The sequence below is a fragment of the Stenotrophomonas sp. 8(2023) genome, from assembly GCF_030345295.1.
Lineage (GTDB): Bacteria > Pseudomonadota > Gammaproteobacteria > Xanthomonadales > Xanthomonadaceae > Stenotrophomonas > Stenotrophomonas muris.
Genome location: NZ_CP128404.1, coordinates 3,327,463 through 3,340,211, shown reverse-complemented (window position 1 = coordinate 3,340,211; position 12,749 = coordinate 3,327,463). Strand labels below are relative to the sequence as shown.

The window sequence follows — 12,749 nt, the reverse complement described above, 5'->3', positions numbered from 1 at the left end:
CCTTTCGATCCTGCCGATCCGCCCCATCTTGTATGATCGGTAATGGTTTCACGGCTGGCGCCGCGGGAAGGGCCCGCGCCGCAGCCCACATCTTGATGGAGCGTGCATGGCCTGGAATACACCCGGCGGCAACAAGGGCGGACAAGGCCCCGAGGACAATCGACGCGGGCCGTTCGGGTCGCGCGGCGGTGGCAATGGTGGTGGCTGGGGCGGACTGCCCGGGCCGCTGAAGGACCTGTTCGACGGCGGCATCGTGCGTTGGGTGGTGGCGGCCGTGGTGCTGCTGGTGCTGTTCTCCAGCTTCCAGCTGATCGGTGAGCAGCAGCGTGGCGTGGTCCTGCGCTTCGGCCAGTTCTCGCGCATCCTGCAGCCCGGCCCGAACTTCAAGCTGCCGTGGCCGATCGAGTCGGTCACCAAGGTCAACGCCACCGAGATCAAGACCTTCTCGATCCAGGTGCCGGTCCTGACCCGTGACGAGAACATCGTCAACGTCTCGCTGAACGTCCAGTACCGCATCGACGATCCGCAGCAGTACCTGTTCGGCACGGTCGATGCCAACCAGGTGCTGGAGCAGTCGGCGCAGAGCGCGGTGCGCGAGGAAGTCGGCCGCGCCGACCTCAATGCCGTGCTGAACAACCGTGGCCCGCTGGCCGTGGCCGCCGAGGAGCGCCTGCAGGCGCTGCTGAAGGCGTTCAAGACCGGCCTGACCGTGACCGGCCTGACCCTGCAGGACGCCCGTCCGCCGGAGGAAGTGAAGCCGGCCTTCGACGAGGTCAATGGTGCCCAGCAGGTCAAGGAACGCCTGATCAACGAAGCCCAGGCCTACGCCGCCAAGGTCGTGCCGGAAGCCCGAGGCCAGGCCTCGCGCGCCCGTACCACCGCCGAAGGCTACAAGCAGGCAGTGGTGTCCAAGGCCGAGGGTGACGCGCAGCGCTTCAGCCTGTTGCAGGCCCAGTACAAGGACGCGCCGGAAGTGACCCGCAAGCGCCTGTGGCTGGAGACCGTGCAGCAGGTGCTGAGCGAGAACCGCAAGGTGATCGGCGGCGATGGCCGCCAGCTGATCTACGTGCCGATGACCGGCGACACCCGTCCCACCACGTCGGCCCCGGCCGCAGTGGCAAACCCGGACGTGGTCATGCCGTCGCTGCCGGGCGCAGCGGTGGAAGCTTCCCGTGATCCGGGCCGGCCGGTGGGCCGCCCGACCGGGCGACCGAGCGGCCGTGAGGAGGGCAGCCGATGAAGAGTCCTATCTGGATCGCCGTGATCGTGGCGGTGGTGCTGGGCCTGCTCGGCTCGGTGTATGTGGTCCGTGAGGACCAGACCGCCATGGTGCTGAACCTGGGCAAGGTGGTGCGGTCGGACATCAAGCCAGGCCTGCACTTCAAGGTGCCGGTGGTGGAAACGGTGAAGGTCTTCGACCGCCGCTTCCAGGTGCTCGACACCGCGCCGGCGCGCTACTTCACCGCCGAGCAGAAGGACGTCAGCGTCGACTTCTTCGCCATCGGCTACATCTCCAACGTGGGTGACTACTTCCGTGCCACCGGCGGCGACCCGCGCGTGGCCAACGCCCGCCTGGCGCCGATCATCACCGATTCGCTGCGCAACCAGATCAACTCGCGCACCCTGCAGCAGCTGGTGTCCGGCGACCGCAGTGAGCTGATCGCCGAGCAGTTGAAGGGAATCAACGAGGCCGTGGCCGGCCTTGGCATGCAGATGATCGACCTGCGCATCAAGCAGGTGGACCTGCCCACCGACAGCCAGGTGATCAACGACGTGTACGAGCGCATGCGCGCCCAGCGCAAGCAGGAAGCCGCCAAGCTGCGCGCGGAAGGCGAGGAACAGTCGCTGACCATCCGCGCCCAGGCCGACCGTGACAGCACCGTGCTGATCGCCGAGGCCGAGCGCGATGCACAGCGCCTGCGCGGTGAAGGTGATGCGGAAGCCACCCGCATCTACGGCAAGGCCGGTTCGGCTGATCCGTCGTTCTACGCGTTCTACCGTAGCCTGGAGGCGTACCGCGGCTCCATGACCGACGGCAACGGCGTGATCGTGCTCGACAAGAACGACCCGTTCCTGCAGTACCTGAAGAACGACCGCTGAGGTCGCAGGGCATTACCCCACGGGGCCCGGCCAACTGCCGGGCCCCGTGCTTTTTCCGGAGTTCCGATGAAAGATCTGTTCGCCGCCGTCTGCCTGGTCGCGGTGCTGGAAGGCCTGTTCCTGTTCGTCGCGCCGTTCGCCTGGAAGCGCATGGCCGAACGCCTGCTGGACCTGCCCAGCCCGGCCCTGCGCAGCTTCGGCGGACTGGTGCTGCTGGCCGGCCTGAGCCTGTTGTGGTGGGTGCGGCACTAGACGCCCCGGCGCGGCCGCCTGCGACTACGTGCGTGGCCTGGCCTTGGTAGCTGCCAACCTTGGTTGGCATTGCCGGCCAGCGGCCGGCACGACCGGGTGGGACGGCTGACCGACCTGCACCTGCGTGGCCTGGCCCTGGTAGATGCCAACCTTGGTTGGCATTGCCGGCCAGCGGCCGGCACGACCGGGCGGGGCGGCTGACCGGCCTGCACCTGCGTGGCCAGGCTCTGGTAGATGCCAACCTTGGTTGGCATTGCCGGCCAGCGGCCGGCACGACCGGGCGGGGCGGCTGACCGGCCGGTGAAGCCGTCCGTCGGAAAGGTGGCAGCGGACCCCGGAAACCCGGATAATGCACAAAAGCCGGACGGGCCTCCCCGTTCGGCTTTTTCCGTGTCTGGGCCCTCCATCGCCGGCCGCTCCCCGTTTGGAGCCGCCCTCCAGGTGCTGGCCAGCCCCGCCACGGTTTACCCGTCCGCGGCCCCGATGGCCGCAACAAACCGAGGAGCCCGTCATGGGTCAGTCTGTCGTAGTGTTGGGTGCCCAGTGGGGCGATGAAGGCAAGGGCAAGATCGTCGATCTGCTCACTGAGGAAATCGGCGCCGTCGTGCGCTTCCAGGGCGGCCACAATGCCGGCCACACCCTGGTCATCAACGGTAAGAAGACCGTCCTGCACCTGATCCCGTCGGGCATCCTGCGTGACGATGCGCTGTGCCTGATCGGCAACGGCGTGGTGATCTCGCCGGCCGCGCTGCAGAAGGAAATCGCCGAGCTGGAAGCCTCCGGCGTGGAAGTGCGTTCGCGCCTGAAGATCTCCCCGGCCGCGCCGCTGATCATGCCGTACCACATCGCCCTGGACCAGGCGCGCGAGCGCGCAGCCGGCGGCAAGGCGATCGGCACCACCGGCCGCGGCATCGGCCCGGCCTACGAAGACAAGGTGGCGCGTCGCGGCATCCGCATCGCCGACCTGCACTACCCGAAGCAGCTGGAAGAACTGCTGCGCACCGCGCTGGATTACCACAACTTCGTGCTGACCAAGTATCTGAACACCGATGCGGTCGACTTCCAGAAGACCTTCGACGAAGCACTGGCCTTCGGCGAATACGTGCAGCCGATGAAGTCCGACGTGGCCGGCATCCTGCACGACCTGCGCAAGCAGGGTAAGCGCGTGCTGTTCGAAGGTGCGCAGGGTGCGCTGCTGGACATCGACCACGGCACCTACCCGTACGTCACCAGCTCCAACACCACCGTCGGTGGTGCGCTGGCCGGTTCCGGCGTCGGCGCTGATTCGATCGACTACGTGCTGGGCATCGCCAAGGCCTACGCCACCCGCGTAGGCGGTGGCCCGTTCCCGACCGAGCTGGACGACGAAGTCGGCCAGGGCATTCGTGACCGCGGCGCCGAGTACGGTGCGTCGACCGGCCGTCCGCGTCGTTGTGGCTGGATGGACATCGTCGCGCTGAAGCGCGCCGTGGCCATCAACGGCATCAGCGGCCTGTGCATCACCAAGCTGGACGTGCTCGATGGCATGGAAAAGCTGAAGGTCTGCATCGCCTACGAATACAACGGCAAGCGCACCGAGTACGCGCCGCTGGACGCGCAGGGCTGGGAAGAATGCACCCCGGTGTACCTGGAGTTCCCGGGCTGGAGCGAGAACACCCACGGCATCACCCAGTGGGACGACCTGCCGCCGGCCGCACGCGCCTACCTGCGTTCGCTGGAAGAGCTGGCCGGCTGCCCGATCAGCATCGTCTCCACCGGCCCGGACCGCGACCACACCATGGTCCTGCAGGATCCGTTCGCCTGAGGTGGCGCCGGGCCATGCCCGGCGTTGGTGACAGGAAAAGCCCCGCGCACGCGGGGCTTTTTCGTTACTGTGTGGCCAGGCCAGCGGGGAAGCGACGCGATGACCAGGATGTCAACGTGAAAGGCGGGACGGTAGTGCGGGTCACCCTGTGGGTGTTGTGGAGCCTGTGGTGCATGGCCGGCCTGGTTCTGGCGCTTGGCGCCATCGCCAACTGCCTGGCCTCGCGTACCCAGACCCTGCCTCTGCTGCTGAGCCCGGGTGCGACGGCCGAGGTGACGGTCTACCGCCTCATCGATGATCAACTGCGGCTGCACCTGCGTTATGCCGCGGACGGTACAGAGGCTGACCCTGAAGTGCTGCTGAGCATCGAGACTCCCACCGAACATGGAGACTTCCGCGCAGGGGAGCGTTGGGGAGTGGCCGGGCAGGGCATCGACCGCGCGCTGGTATCGGTTGAGTCCAGCGGCCTCATGGCCTCCTACTTTGGTTACGGTCGCGGCGACGCATTGCCACGCGGCCGCTCATGGCTGCGGGTAACCGTGCTGGAGGTGGATCCGGCGCTGGCGGGACGCACTGCAGACATCGAGCTGCAGCCGCCGCTGGGTCTGCTGAAGCTGACCGACCTGGACTACCTCTGGCTGTGGCCGTTCTTTTTCTGGAAGATGGCGGCGCTGTTCCTGCTGATTCCGGGGGCTGCGTTGACTGTCTTCACTGTGGCGTTGCGGCGCCAGCAGCGCCGGGCATCGGTGCCGCCGACTTCAGCAAGGGATAGGGATTGATCGACTCTCCCTTCCACCACTGCTTCTCCGGCCCCAAGACATGCACTTCGAAGTGCAGGTGCGGGGCCTCGGCGCTGGCATTGCCGGTGCTGCCGACGTAGCCGATCACATCCCCGCGCTTGATCGCCTGTTTCTCGGCCAGGCCATCGGCATAGCGCTGCAGGTGCGCGTAGTAGTAGCACCAGCGTCCGCTGGGCTCGAACTGGTAGATCGTCAGTCCGCCGCGTTCGCTGTCGAACAGTTTTTCCACCGTGCCATCAGCCACCGCGAGTACGGGAGTACCTGCATCGGCCATGATGTCGATGGCATCGTGTACGCGGCCTTCGCTGCGTGCATCGGTGAAGGTATCGCGCAGCTGCGAGGCCAGGATGCCCTGCACCGGCAGCAGCAGGCCGGACGGTGCATCCGCAGCCTGCGCGGCCGGCGGCGCGGTGGTGGCGGGTGGGGCCGTTGCGCGTGGCGCTGGTTCGACCACCGGCGCGGCGGACACCGCCGATGGCGCTGCCGGCAGCGAGGCGGCTACCGGCTCACTCCCATCGCGACGCAGCCACCAACCTGCCCCCAGTCCCAGCAGTACGCCCAATACGATCAGCTGCGAAAGACGCATGGGCTTACTCCTGCATCACCACGGGCACCGAAGTATCCACTGCGTCGGCCACACGCACCGCATCCCAGTTGGTCATGCGTACGCAGCCATGCGATTCGGTCTTGCCCACGTGGCTGGGTTCGGGTGTGCCATGCAGGCCGTAGTGCGGCTTGGACAGGTCGATCCAGACCCGGCCGACCGGATTGTTCGGGCCCGGCGGCAGCGTCGCCTTCTTTTCGCCCTTGCGCGCATCCCAGAACAACTTCGGGTTGTAGTGGAACGGCGGGTCGCGATACACGCCCAGGATCTTCCATTCGCCGATCGGCAACGGGTCGTGCTGGCTGCCCGACGACACCGGCACCTGCGCGATCAGCTTGCCCTGCGCATCCAGCAACTGCAGGGTGGAGTCGGATTTGTCGACCACGATCTTCGCCGCCTTCGGCAATGCCGCTGGTGCGATGTTGGGCACTTGGATGCGGCTGCCAGCCTTGGTCAGATCCACGCCGGGATTGAGCACCTTCAGCAACTCCGGCGAGGCGTGGAAGCGCTCGCCCAGGGCTTCTTCCACACTGCTGAAACCCAGCGATTTCAGTTTGGCCTGTGCGGCAGGTCCTTTCGGTATGGGCTGGAACGGGCCGGCGACATCCTCGGCAGTCAGCGTGTAGCTGGCCAGCGGCCCCACCGTATCAGCCTGCAGAGCCTTCCAGGTGGCGTCGTCCAGCTCACCCGTCACGGTCAGCCCATGCGCGGCCTGGAAGCCCGCCACCGCGCGTCGCTGGTTGCTGCCCACTTCGCCATCGATCTGGCCAGGCGAGAAATTCGCGCGATCCAGCAGCACTTGGGCATGCAGTGCGGAGCGCACTGCGGTGTCCGGGTCGGCCTTCTCGGCAATGGGGGCGGGCAGGTTGGGCGCAGGGGACTGCGCGAAGGCGGGTGATATCAGTAGCGACAGGACGAACAGTACAGGATGGGGTACACGCATGGGCATCTCCGGCATTCACGGAACTACCATGCCTGTGCGCAATGCAGGACTGATGTGAAAAGAATCTGACGCCGGGATGAGTGGTGCCAACGTGACCATCCCTTGCGGGGCCGCGTCTGCACATGGAAAGCAACGAGGGCAGGCGACCACGGATCCGTCGCCGCCTGCCCTGATGTTCAATCCACAGTAACCATGATGTCGATGCTGTTGTTGTCCTCCCGTGACTCGCTCACGGTGTTCTGATCGTCAACCAGCAGCTGGATGGAGTGCACCCCTGGGGTCGGGCGCCAGACGTCGTTGTAAGTCCTGACATTGACGCTGGCGCCGGGTGCCAGGGTGTAGTTCTGGAGGCCGCCCCATACGCAACCTTCAATGAAACACTGCCCATTCTTCATGGCCATCAGCCCAATCCAAGGCGCGCTGGCGGCGACCGAGCCGACATTCTCGATGGTTGCGGTGAACGAGGTTGCATCGCCGGATTTCGGACGGAGCGGCTGTGAATGGGCGCTGGTGATCCGAAGGTCTGGCTTGTCCGAGACCTGGATGATTCGAGCCAGCTGGTTGTTGCCCTCATTCGACTCCTGGATCAGCCCTTGGTCGTCAACAATGGAGGTGATCTGTTGCTGGCCGCCCGCAGCTGGCCAAACGGGGCCTGCGGGGCTCAACCATACGGATTCGCCCGGCGCCAAGGCCGTTGTCAGGCCACTCCAGGGGCAGCCACTGGCTGGGCACGCGCCGTTTACCAGATAGACCGCTCCGAGCCAACCCGCAGGTGCGGGCATTGATCCGCGGTTGGTTACTGCCGTGCGGAATGTCACTGCATCGCCTGGCTTGAAACTGGCTGGAATCGTTTCGATCAGGTATGGCTGCAGATCGGGCAGATCCCCCACCATGATTTCCCGGGTCAACTCGTTGTTGTGTTCGTCGAGTTCCTTGATGCGGTCCGCGTCATCAGCGAACACGGTCATCGCATGCAGCCCTGCCGAAGGTGTCCAGCTGGGTCCCTGGTTCAGATCTATGGTGGCCTGTTGACCAGGGGCCAGACTGATGGTCAAGATTCCCCATTGGCATCCTCCCTCGAAACACTGTCCCTCCTCATGGACGAGGACACTGTGGTGATTCATGGGAGACGGAGCATTGCCGGCATTTCGGATGGTTGCCCGGAAACGGACTGGCTCCCCTGCCCGGAACTGGCTTGGAATCGTGTCGATCCGCGTGACCTGAAGGTCCGGTTGATGCGTGAGGTCATCGATCATTGAGTTGAAGATGGCAGGGCAGTTCTGCCCGTCGAACTGAAAATCAGGGCGTGCACCCGGCCAGAACGCAAAGTAGGCGCTGCCTAGGTTGCGAGGGCGGTCCGCTCCATACACGGCTTGCAATGAAGCTTCGAGTTTCACCCGGAAGCTGGTGCGCAGTCCGGGGTCATTGCAGCTGGTGTAGTTGAAAGCAGGAAGGACCGGAACCATTCCACCTCCCAGCAATCCGTGCCGTTTCCATTTCTGGTACTGAGCGACCTGTTCGTTGACGGTGTTCTGATACTGGTCAACGAAGACGACATCCTGTGCGTGTGGGCTCATTGCGTACTGGATCTGGACATCGCTCAACGTGCCCATCAGATTGGCGATGATCACCGGGCGCGCGGATGCATCGGGATCCGCTTGCCGAAGCCTTTCGTAGACCAGTTCCTGGAAGCGCTTGCAGATACCAAGGTTCTGTGGTGTCTGTGGCAGAGCTGGTTCGTCAAAAGTGTAGTAACCAACTACGATGTCTGAGTTCTGCAGGGCAAGTGCAGCAACAGCGTCAAGCTCCTGTTGAAGCCAGTGTGGTAGACGCTCGTTGCCAGGAGAGCAGGCACTGCCGGGATCTGCGTACCAGGCGTCGTGAACGGGTCCGTTGAACTGGAGCAGCACTTTGAATCTGGATAACAGCGGGTCCTGCCGCAGCGCCTGCAAACGGGAGCTGAGTTCACCCGTATTCCATCCTGTCACGGGAATCACATTCGCGCCGGCATTGTGCAGCTCGGTCAGCTGGGAGCGGACTGCGGGGTCAGCATTGCCGATGATGTTGTACGCGTAGAGAAACTTGAAGTTGCTTCCGGTGTATGCGTCCTGGGCGTGCGCGGACTGTGGGCTTGTCATGCAGGCAAGCAGGAGCGGAAGTGCACTGAGATAATGCCTCATGGTCGTCCTTGTACGATGGCGAGGGTGGCCGAGGTCTGGCATCTTGCAGATCAGCGGTGGCCCAGCATAACGGCAACAACCGCGTGGATCAGACCGCCTACGGAGATGCTGCGCATTCGTTGCTGGCAATGGCGATGCAAACGTGAACCGCGCCCGAAGCGTTCAGAATTTACGGGTCAAGACCCAGCATGAGGCCGCCGATAAGGCCACATCCCCCCGCATTGGATACCCCCATGAACTACTTGAGGAACGTCAGGGTTGCCTGGCGTCTTGGGCTGGGCTTTGGCCTGTTGCTGCTGCTGGTCGCCGCCGTGGTGGCCACCGGCGCCACTGCCAGTGTCGTGCAGAAGCGCGCGATGCAGCAGGTGGTCGACGTCAGCGTGGCCAAGGTGCGCCTGCTGTCGCAGATGCTCGATGCCAACAACCAGATGATGGTCGTGCGCCGCGAAATGCTGATCCGTCAGGGCGAAGACCGCGGCAGCGACGAGAAGCGCATCGCCGACCTGGTCAAGCGCTATGAGGCCAGCTGGACCGCCTACCAGGCGCTGCCCAGCGATGCCCAGGGCAAGACCATCGCGGAAACCATCGCGGCCAAGCGTGCCGTTGCGCGCCCGCTCAACAAGCAGACCAGCGAACTGATGGAGCAGGGCGATTATCCCGGCGCCGTGGCGCTGACCCTGGGCGCGGTGCAGGAAGCGGCCAACGGCTGGAACAAGGCGCTGTCCGATGGCGTGGACTTCGAGGAGAAGGAAAGCCGTGAAGCTGCCGCCGAAGCGATCCGCCTGGGCGAACGCAGCCTGCTGCAGCTGCTGGTGCTGGGCGGCGTCGCGCTGCTTGCCGGCATCGGCGCCTCGGTGATGATCGGCCGCAGCCTGACCGGCCCGCTGGCGCGCGCGGTGAACCTGGCCGAGCGGCTGTCCAAGGGCCAGCTGGACCAGGAGTTCCGCCTCGGTGGCCGGGATGAACTGACCCAGCTGGGCGAGGCCATGGCCAGCGTGCGGCAGAGCGTGCAGGCGGCGATCGGCGCGCAGCTGCAGATGGCTGAGCAGCACGAAGCGGGTGCGATCCGCTATCGCATGGACGACAGTGCCTTCCCCGGTGATTTCGGCCGCATGGTGCAGGCCACCAACAGCCTGGTCGAATCGCACGTGCAGGTGGAGCTGCTGATGGCCGAAGTGATGCAGCGTTACGCGATCGGCGACCTCAGCCGTGACCTGCCGGACTACCCGGGCGAGAAGGGCACGCTGACCCGCACTCTGGCCGCGGTAAAGCAGAGCCTGATGGCGATCAACGCGCAGATCGATGAACTGGCCCGTGCGGCTCGCGCCGGCGACTTCAGCATGCGTGGCGATGCTGCTGCGTTCCAGTACCAGTTCAAGGCAATGGTCGAACACCTCAACGGCATGATGGCCAGTTCGCAGGCCAGCATTGCCGATGTTTCCGACGTGCTGCGCGCGATCTCGCACGGTGACCTGACCGCACGCATGGACGGTGAGTACGACGGCGTGTTCGCGCGCATGCGCGACGACGCCAATACCACCACCGCGCAGCTGACGGGCATTGTGCGGGGCATCCAGGTGGCTGCCGACAGCATCAACAACGCGGCCCAGGAACTGGCCGCCGGCAACAACGACCTGTCGCGCCGCACGGAGCAGCAGGCGGCCAACCTGGAGGAAGCTGCCGCGTCGATGGAGGAGCTGACCTCCACCGTGCGCCAGAACGCCGAGCTGGCGCGTCAGGCCGACAGCGAAGCGCATGCCGCCGGTGCCGCCGTACGCGAGACCGAGCAGGCGATGGCGCAGATGGCCTCGGTGATGGGTGAGATCGATCAGTCCTCGGCACGCATCTCGGAAATCTCCACCGTTATCGACGGCATCGCGTTCCAGACCAACATCCTGGCGCTGAACGCTGCGGTGGAAGCCGCGCGCGCGGGCGAGCAGGGCCGTGGTTTTGCCGTGGTCGCCAGCGAAGTACGCACGCTCGCGCAGCGCGCCGGCGTCGCGGCCAAGGAAATCAAGGAGCTGATCGAAGACGCCGCTGCCAAGGTGAAGAGTGGCCTGGCGGTGACCGTTGAATCGGAAGCAGCGATCGCACGCGTCGCCCAGGCCAGTTCGCGCACCACCCAGCTGATGAGCGACATCGCAGCGGCCAGCAAGGAACAGGCCGCCGGTATCGAGCAGGTCAACCAGGTGGTGGTGCAGATGGACCAGGTGACACAGCAGAACGCGGCCCTGGTGGAAGAAGCCACTGCGGCGAGCCGCGCGCTGGAAGAACAGGCGCATGCGCTGACCACTTCGGTAGCGGTATTCAAGGTGGAAGGCGCAGTGGCTTCGGCCGTGCCGCGCCGTGCAGCCTGAGCAGGCTGCTGACCCCGTGACAGGAATACGGCCGCCTTGAGCGGCCGTATTTGCATCGCCCGCTCAGGCAGCAGGGAGGATCGCCCTCATTGCTCCAGGACGCTGCCGAGCATGGCCCCAAGCACGTACAGCACGCCAAGCGTGGGAGGAATCACCAGAAGGTAGACGGTGATCCAGGTCATTCCGGAAAGCCAGCGTCCCACGCCGATGACGTTGAGTGCTGCGGTCTGCAGCATCACCGGCAGTTGCATGAGGATGTAGGCGCTCTTGGGGTCGCTGTTGGACCGGGCATCGAGCACCAGCCAGGTGGTAAGCGCGAGATAGAGCGCGCATAGGGCAATGCCGGTCCAGCTGAACCAGCGTGGCTTGCGCATGCCGCCTTCCTCGTCTGTCCGGGGCCATCAGGGTAGCGCCGCGACCAGCGGCGTGCACTTCCCTGGGTCGAGCCGATAAGCGAAGCTGCGCGGCAGCGAGTCGTGCGAAGGGACCTGAGAAGTGAGCAATGTGATGAACGCCGTGATGCTCCCGATCGTGATGCTGCCCGGGCTGGATGGCAGCGGCCTGCTGTCGACATGCTTCGTGGAAGCGATGCAGGACCACGGGGTTACCGTGCAGGTGCTGCCGCTGCCCATGCACGGGCCACAGGACTACGTCACATTGGCGTCGATCCTGCGCGCGCAGCTTCCCATCTCTCCCTTTGTGCTGCTGGCTGAATCGTTTGCCGGGCCGCTGGCTATCGAACTGGCGGTGGCTTCACCGCCGGGGTTGCGCGGATTGATACTGAGTACGACCTTCGCGCGGCGACCGGTGCCGCTGCCAGCGGCGAGCGCACGCTTGCTTGCCCCTGCATGGCCACTGCCGCCGCTGGCGTTGCTGGCCCGGCTTCTGCTGGGGCATTGGCGGACACGCATGAACCTTCGCGAGCTGCGACATGCGATCGCTGCGGTACCGACCGCGATCCTGCGGCAGCGCGCTGCGGCGACACTGCAGATCGATGTCCGCGCGCAGTTGCCGAAGCTCACGCTGCCGACGTTATGCCTGCATGCACGACAGGACCACCTGTTGTGGCCGCCCAGCGTGGCCGAGCTGCAGGTCTTGTTGCCCGATGCCCGGCACGTATCGCTGGAAGGGCCGCATCTACTGCTGCAGGCCCGTGCCGAGGCAGCCGCAGCCGAAGTTGCCGCATGGATGAGGGCGCTCCCCTCCTGATCGAAGACTCAGCCGCGTGCACGCGTGCGCGCGGCTTTCTTCGCCGCCGCCTTGCGCACGGTCTTCTTCGCGGCCCGCGTCTTGGCTGCCTTCTTCGCGGCGGCGCTCCGCGCGGCGGCCGTACCCGCCTTCTTTACCGCTGCCTTCTTCGCCGTCTTCTTTGCGGCCTTCTTTGTCGCGGTCTTGCGAGCCGGTGCCTTCTTCGCCACCGCCTTCTTCGCAGGTGCCTTCTTCGCCGCCGTCCTCTTGGTTGCGGCCTTCTTTGTGGCCGACTTTCTGGCAGGCGCCTTCTTGGCCGCCTTCTTGCTGGTCGCCTTCTTCGCGCCCTTGCGGGCACTGCCGGCGCGCTTGCCGCCGCCGTCCTGCTTGTTCACGGTGGCCCAGGCAATGCGTTCGGCGGTGCCTTCACTCGCGCCGCGATCACGTTCGCTTTCCTCGATGTGCTCGGCCTGGCGCTTCTGCTTTTCGGTGTATGCGGATTTGTCACCACGGGGCATGAC

General features: G+C 65.3%; 12 protein-coding genes. 7 read left to right on the top strand and 5 right to left on the bottom strand.

The annotated features are described in order from the left end of the window. Positions 1 to 106 precede the first annotated feature (106 nt). From hflK to QP609_RS15625, 5 genes are all read left to right on the top strand, one after another. On the top strand, positions 107 to 1,240 hold the full coding sequence (gene hflK, locus QP609_RS15645; protein ID WP_005418335.1) for an FtsH protease activity modulator HflK: 1,134 nt from the start codon (positions 107 to 109) through the stop codon (positions 1,238 to 1,240). Then, positions 1,237 to 2,100 (top strand): protease modulator HflC, encoded by an 864-nt coding sequence (locus tag QP609_RS15640; RefSeq protein WP_014648031.1) that lies wholly within the window; start codon positions 1,237 to 1,239, stop codon positions 2,098 to 2,100. The genes hflK and QP609_RS15640 overlap by 4 nt, the downstream gene beginning before the upstream one ends. A 66-nt stretch (positions 2,101 to 2,166) precedes the next feature. Continuing rightward, positions 2,167 to 2,352, top strand: a complete 186-nt coding sequence (locus QP609_RS15635) for a DUF2065 family protein (RefSeq protein WP_005414170.1) — start codon at positions 2,167 to 2,169, stop codon at positions 2,350 to 2,352. A gap of 511 nt (positions 2,353 to 2,863) precedes the next feature. Then, the gene (locus tag QP609_RS15630) at positions 2,864 to 4,156 is read left to right on the top strand and encodes an adenylosuccinate synthase (protein WP_014648029.1); all 1,293 of its coding nucleotides are present in this window, start codon (positions 2,864 to 2,866) and stop codon (positions 4,154 to 4,156) included. A gap of 116 nt (positions 4,157 to 4,272) precedes the next feature. Beyond that, a complete protein-coding gene (locus QP609_RS15625) occupies positions 4,273 to 4,935 on the top strand; it encodes a hypothetical protein (RefSeq protein ID WP_197621613.1) in 663 nt (220 codons plus the stop codon). Here the strand turns inward: QP609_RS15625 and QP609_RS15620 are convergent. The 3 genes from QP609_RS15620 to QP609_RS15610 all read right to left on the bottom strand — a co-directional run bounded on the left by QP609_RS15620 (position 4,865) and on the right by QP609_RS15610 (position 8,683). Beyond that, positions 4,865 to 5,542, bottom strand: coding sequence for a M23 family metallopeptidase (locus QP609_RS15620; RefSeq protein ID WP_111206450.1), 678 nt, complete (start codon positions 5,540 to 5,542; stop codon positions 4,865 to 4,867). The genes QP609_RS15625 and QP609_RS15620 overlap by 71 nt on opposite strands. A 4-nt stretch (positions 5,543 to 5,546) precedes the next feature. Continuing rightward, positions 5,547 to 6,509 carry a L,D-transpeptidase gene (locus QP609_RS15615; RefSeq protein WP_046432024.1) on the bottom strand — a complete coding sequence of 321 codons (963 nt, stop codon included), beginning with the start codon at positions 6,507 to 6,509 and terminating at the stop codon, positions 5,547 to 5,549. A 170-nt stretch (positions 6,510 to 6,679) separates the two neighbouring features. After that, entirely contained in the window at positions 6,680 to 8,683 is a 2,004-nt protein-coding gene (locus tag QP609_RS15610) for a CARDB domain-containing protein (protein WP_197621611.1), read from the bottom strand. A 233-nt stretch (positions 8,684 to 8,916) separates the two neighbouring features. Between QP609_RS15610 and QP609_RS15605 the strand changes: the two genes are divergently transcribed. Beyond that, the gene (locus QP609_RS15605) at positions 8,917 to 11,040 is read left to right on the top strand and encodes a methyl-accepting chemotaxis protein (protein ID WP_046431981.1); all 2,124 of its coding nucleotides are present in this window, start codon (positions 8,917 to 8,919) and stop codon (positions 11,038 to 11,040) included. A gap of 86 nt (positions 11,041 to 11,126) precedes the next feature. Here the strand turns inward: QP609_RS15605 and QP609_RS15600 are convergent, their stop codons facing one another. Next, the gene (locus QP609_RS15600) at positions 11,127 to 11,414 is read right to left on the bottom strand and encodes a hypothetical protein (protein WP_014648025.1); all 288 of its coding nucleotides are present in this window, start codon (positions 11,412 to 11,414) and stop codon (positions 11,127 to 11,129) included. Positions 11,415 to 11,628: 214 nt separating this feature from the next. On the opposite strand from QP609_RS15600, the gene QP609_RS15595 reads away from it, so the two are divergent. Then, positions 11,629 to 12,249 carry an alpha/beta hydrolase gene (locus QP609_RS15595; RefSeq protein WP_289214018.1) on the top strand — a complete coding sequence of 207 codons (621 nt, stop codon included), beginning with the start codon at positions 11,629 to 11,631 and terminating at the stop codon, positions 12,247 to 12,249. An 8-nt stretch (positions 12,250 to 12,257) separates the two neighbouring features. Here QP609_RS15595 and QP609_RS15590 read toward each other — a convergent pair whose 3' ends face one another. Continuing rightward, positions 12,258 to 12,746, bottom strand: coding sequence for a hypothetical protein (locus QP609_RS15590; RefSeq protein ID WP_014648023.1), 489 nt, complete (start codon positions 12,744 to 12,746; stop codon positions 12,258 to 12,260). Positions 12,747 to 12,749: the final 3 nt, after the last annotated feature.

Bases quoted from the DNA above. Each gene is read 5' to 3' on its own strand.
- QP609_RS15640 (WP_014648031.1), top strand. From the start codon at position 1,237: ATGAAGAGTCCTATCTGGATCGCCGTGATCGTGGCGGTGGTGCTGGGC.
- hflK (WP_005418335.1), top strand. From the start codon at position 107: ATGGCCTGGAATACACCCGGCGGCAACAAGGGCGGACAAGGCCCCGAG.
- QP609_RS15630 (WP_014648029.1), top strand. From the start codon at position 2,864: ATGGGTCAGTCTGTCGTAGTGTTGGGTGCCCAGTGGGGCGATGAAGGC.
- QP609_RS15605 (WP_046431981.1), top strand. From the start codon at position 8,917: ATGAACTACTTGAGGAACGTCAGGGTTGCCTGGCGTCTTGGGCTGGGC.
- QP609_RS15600 (WP_014648025.1), bottom strand. From the start codon at position 11,414: ATGCGCAAGCCACGCTGGTTCAGCTGGACCGGCATTGCCCTATGCGCG.
- QP609_RS15595 (WP_289214018.1), top strand. From the start codon at position 11,629: ATGCAGGACCACGGGGTTACCGTGCAGGTGCTGCCGCTGCCCATGCAC.
- QP609_RS15620 (WP_111206450.1), bottom strand. From the start codon at position 5,542: ATGCGTCTTTCGCAGCTGATCGTATTGGGCGTACTGCTGGGACTGGGG.
- QP609_RS15590 (WP_014648023.1), bottom strand. From the start codon at position 12,746: ATGCCCCGTGGTGACAAATCCGCATACACCGAAAAGCAGAAGCGCCAG.
- QP609_RS15615 (WP_046432024.1), bottom strand. From the start codon at position 6,509: ATGCCCATGCGTGTACCCCATCCTGTACTGTTCGTCCTGTCGCTACTG.
- QP609_RS15635 (WP_005414170.1), top strand. From the start codon at position 2,167: ATGAAAGATCTGTTCGCCGCCGTCTGCCTGGTCGCGGTGCTGGAAGGC.
- QP609_RS15610 (WP_197621611.1), bottom strand. From the start codon at position 8,683: ATGAGGCATTATCTCAGTGCACTTCCGCTCCTGCTTGCCTGCATGACA.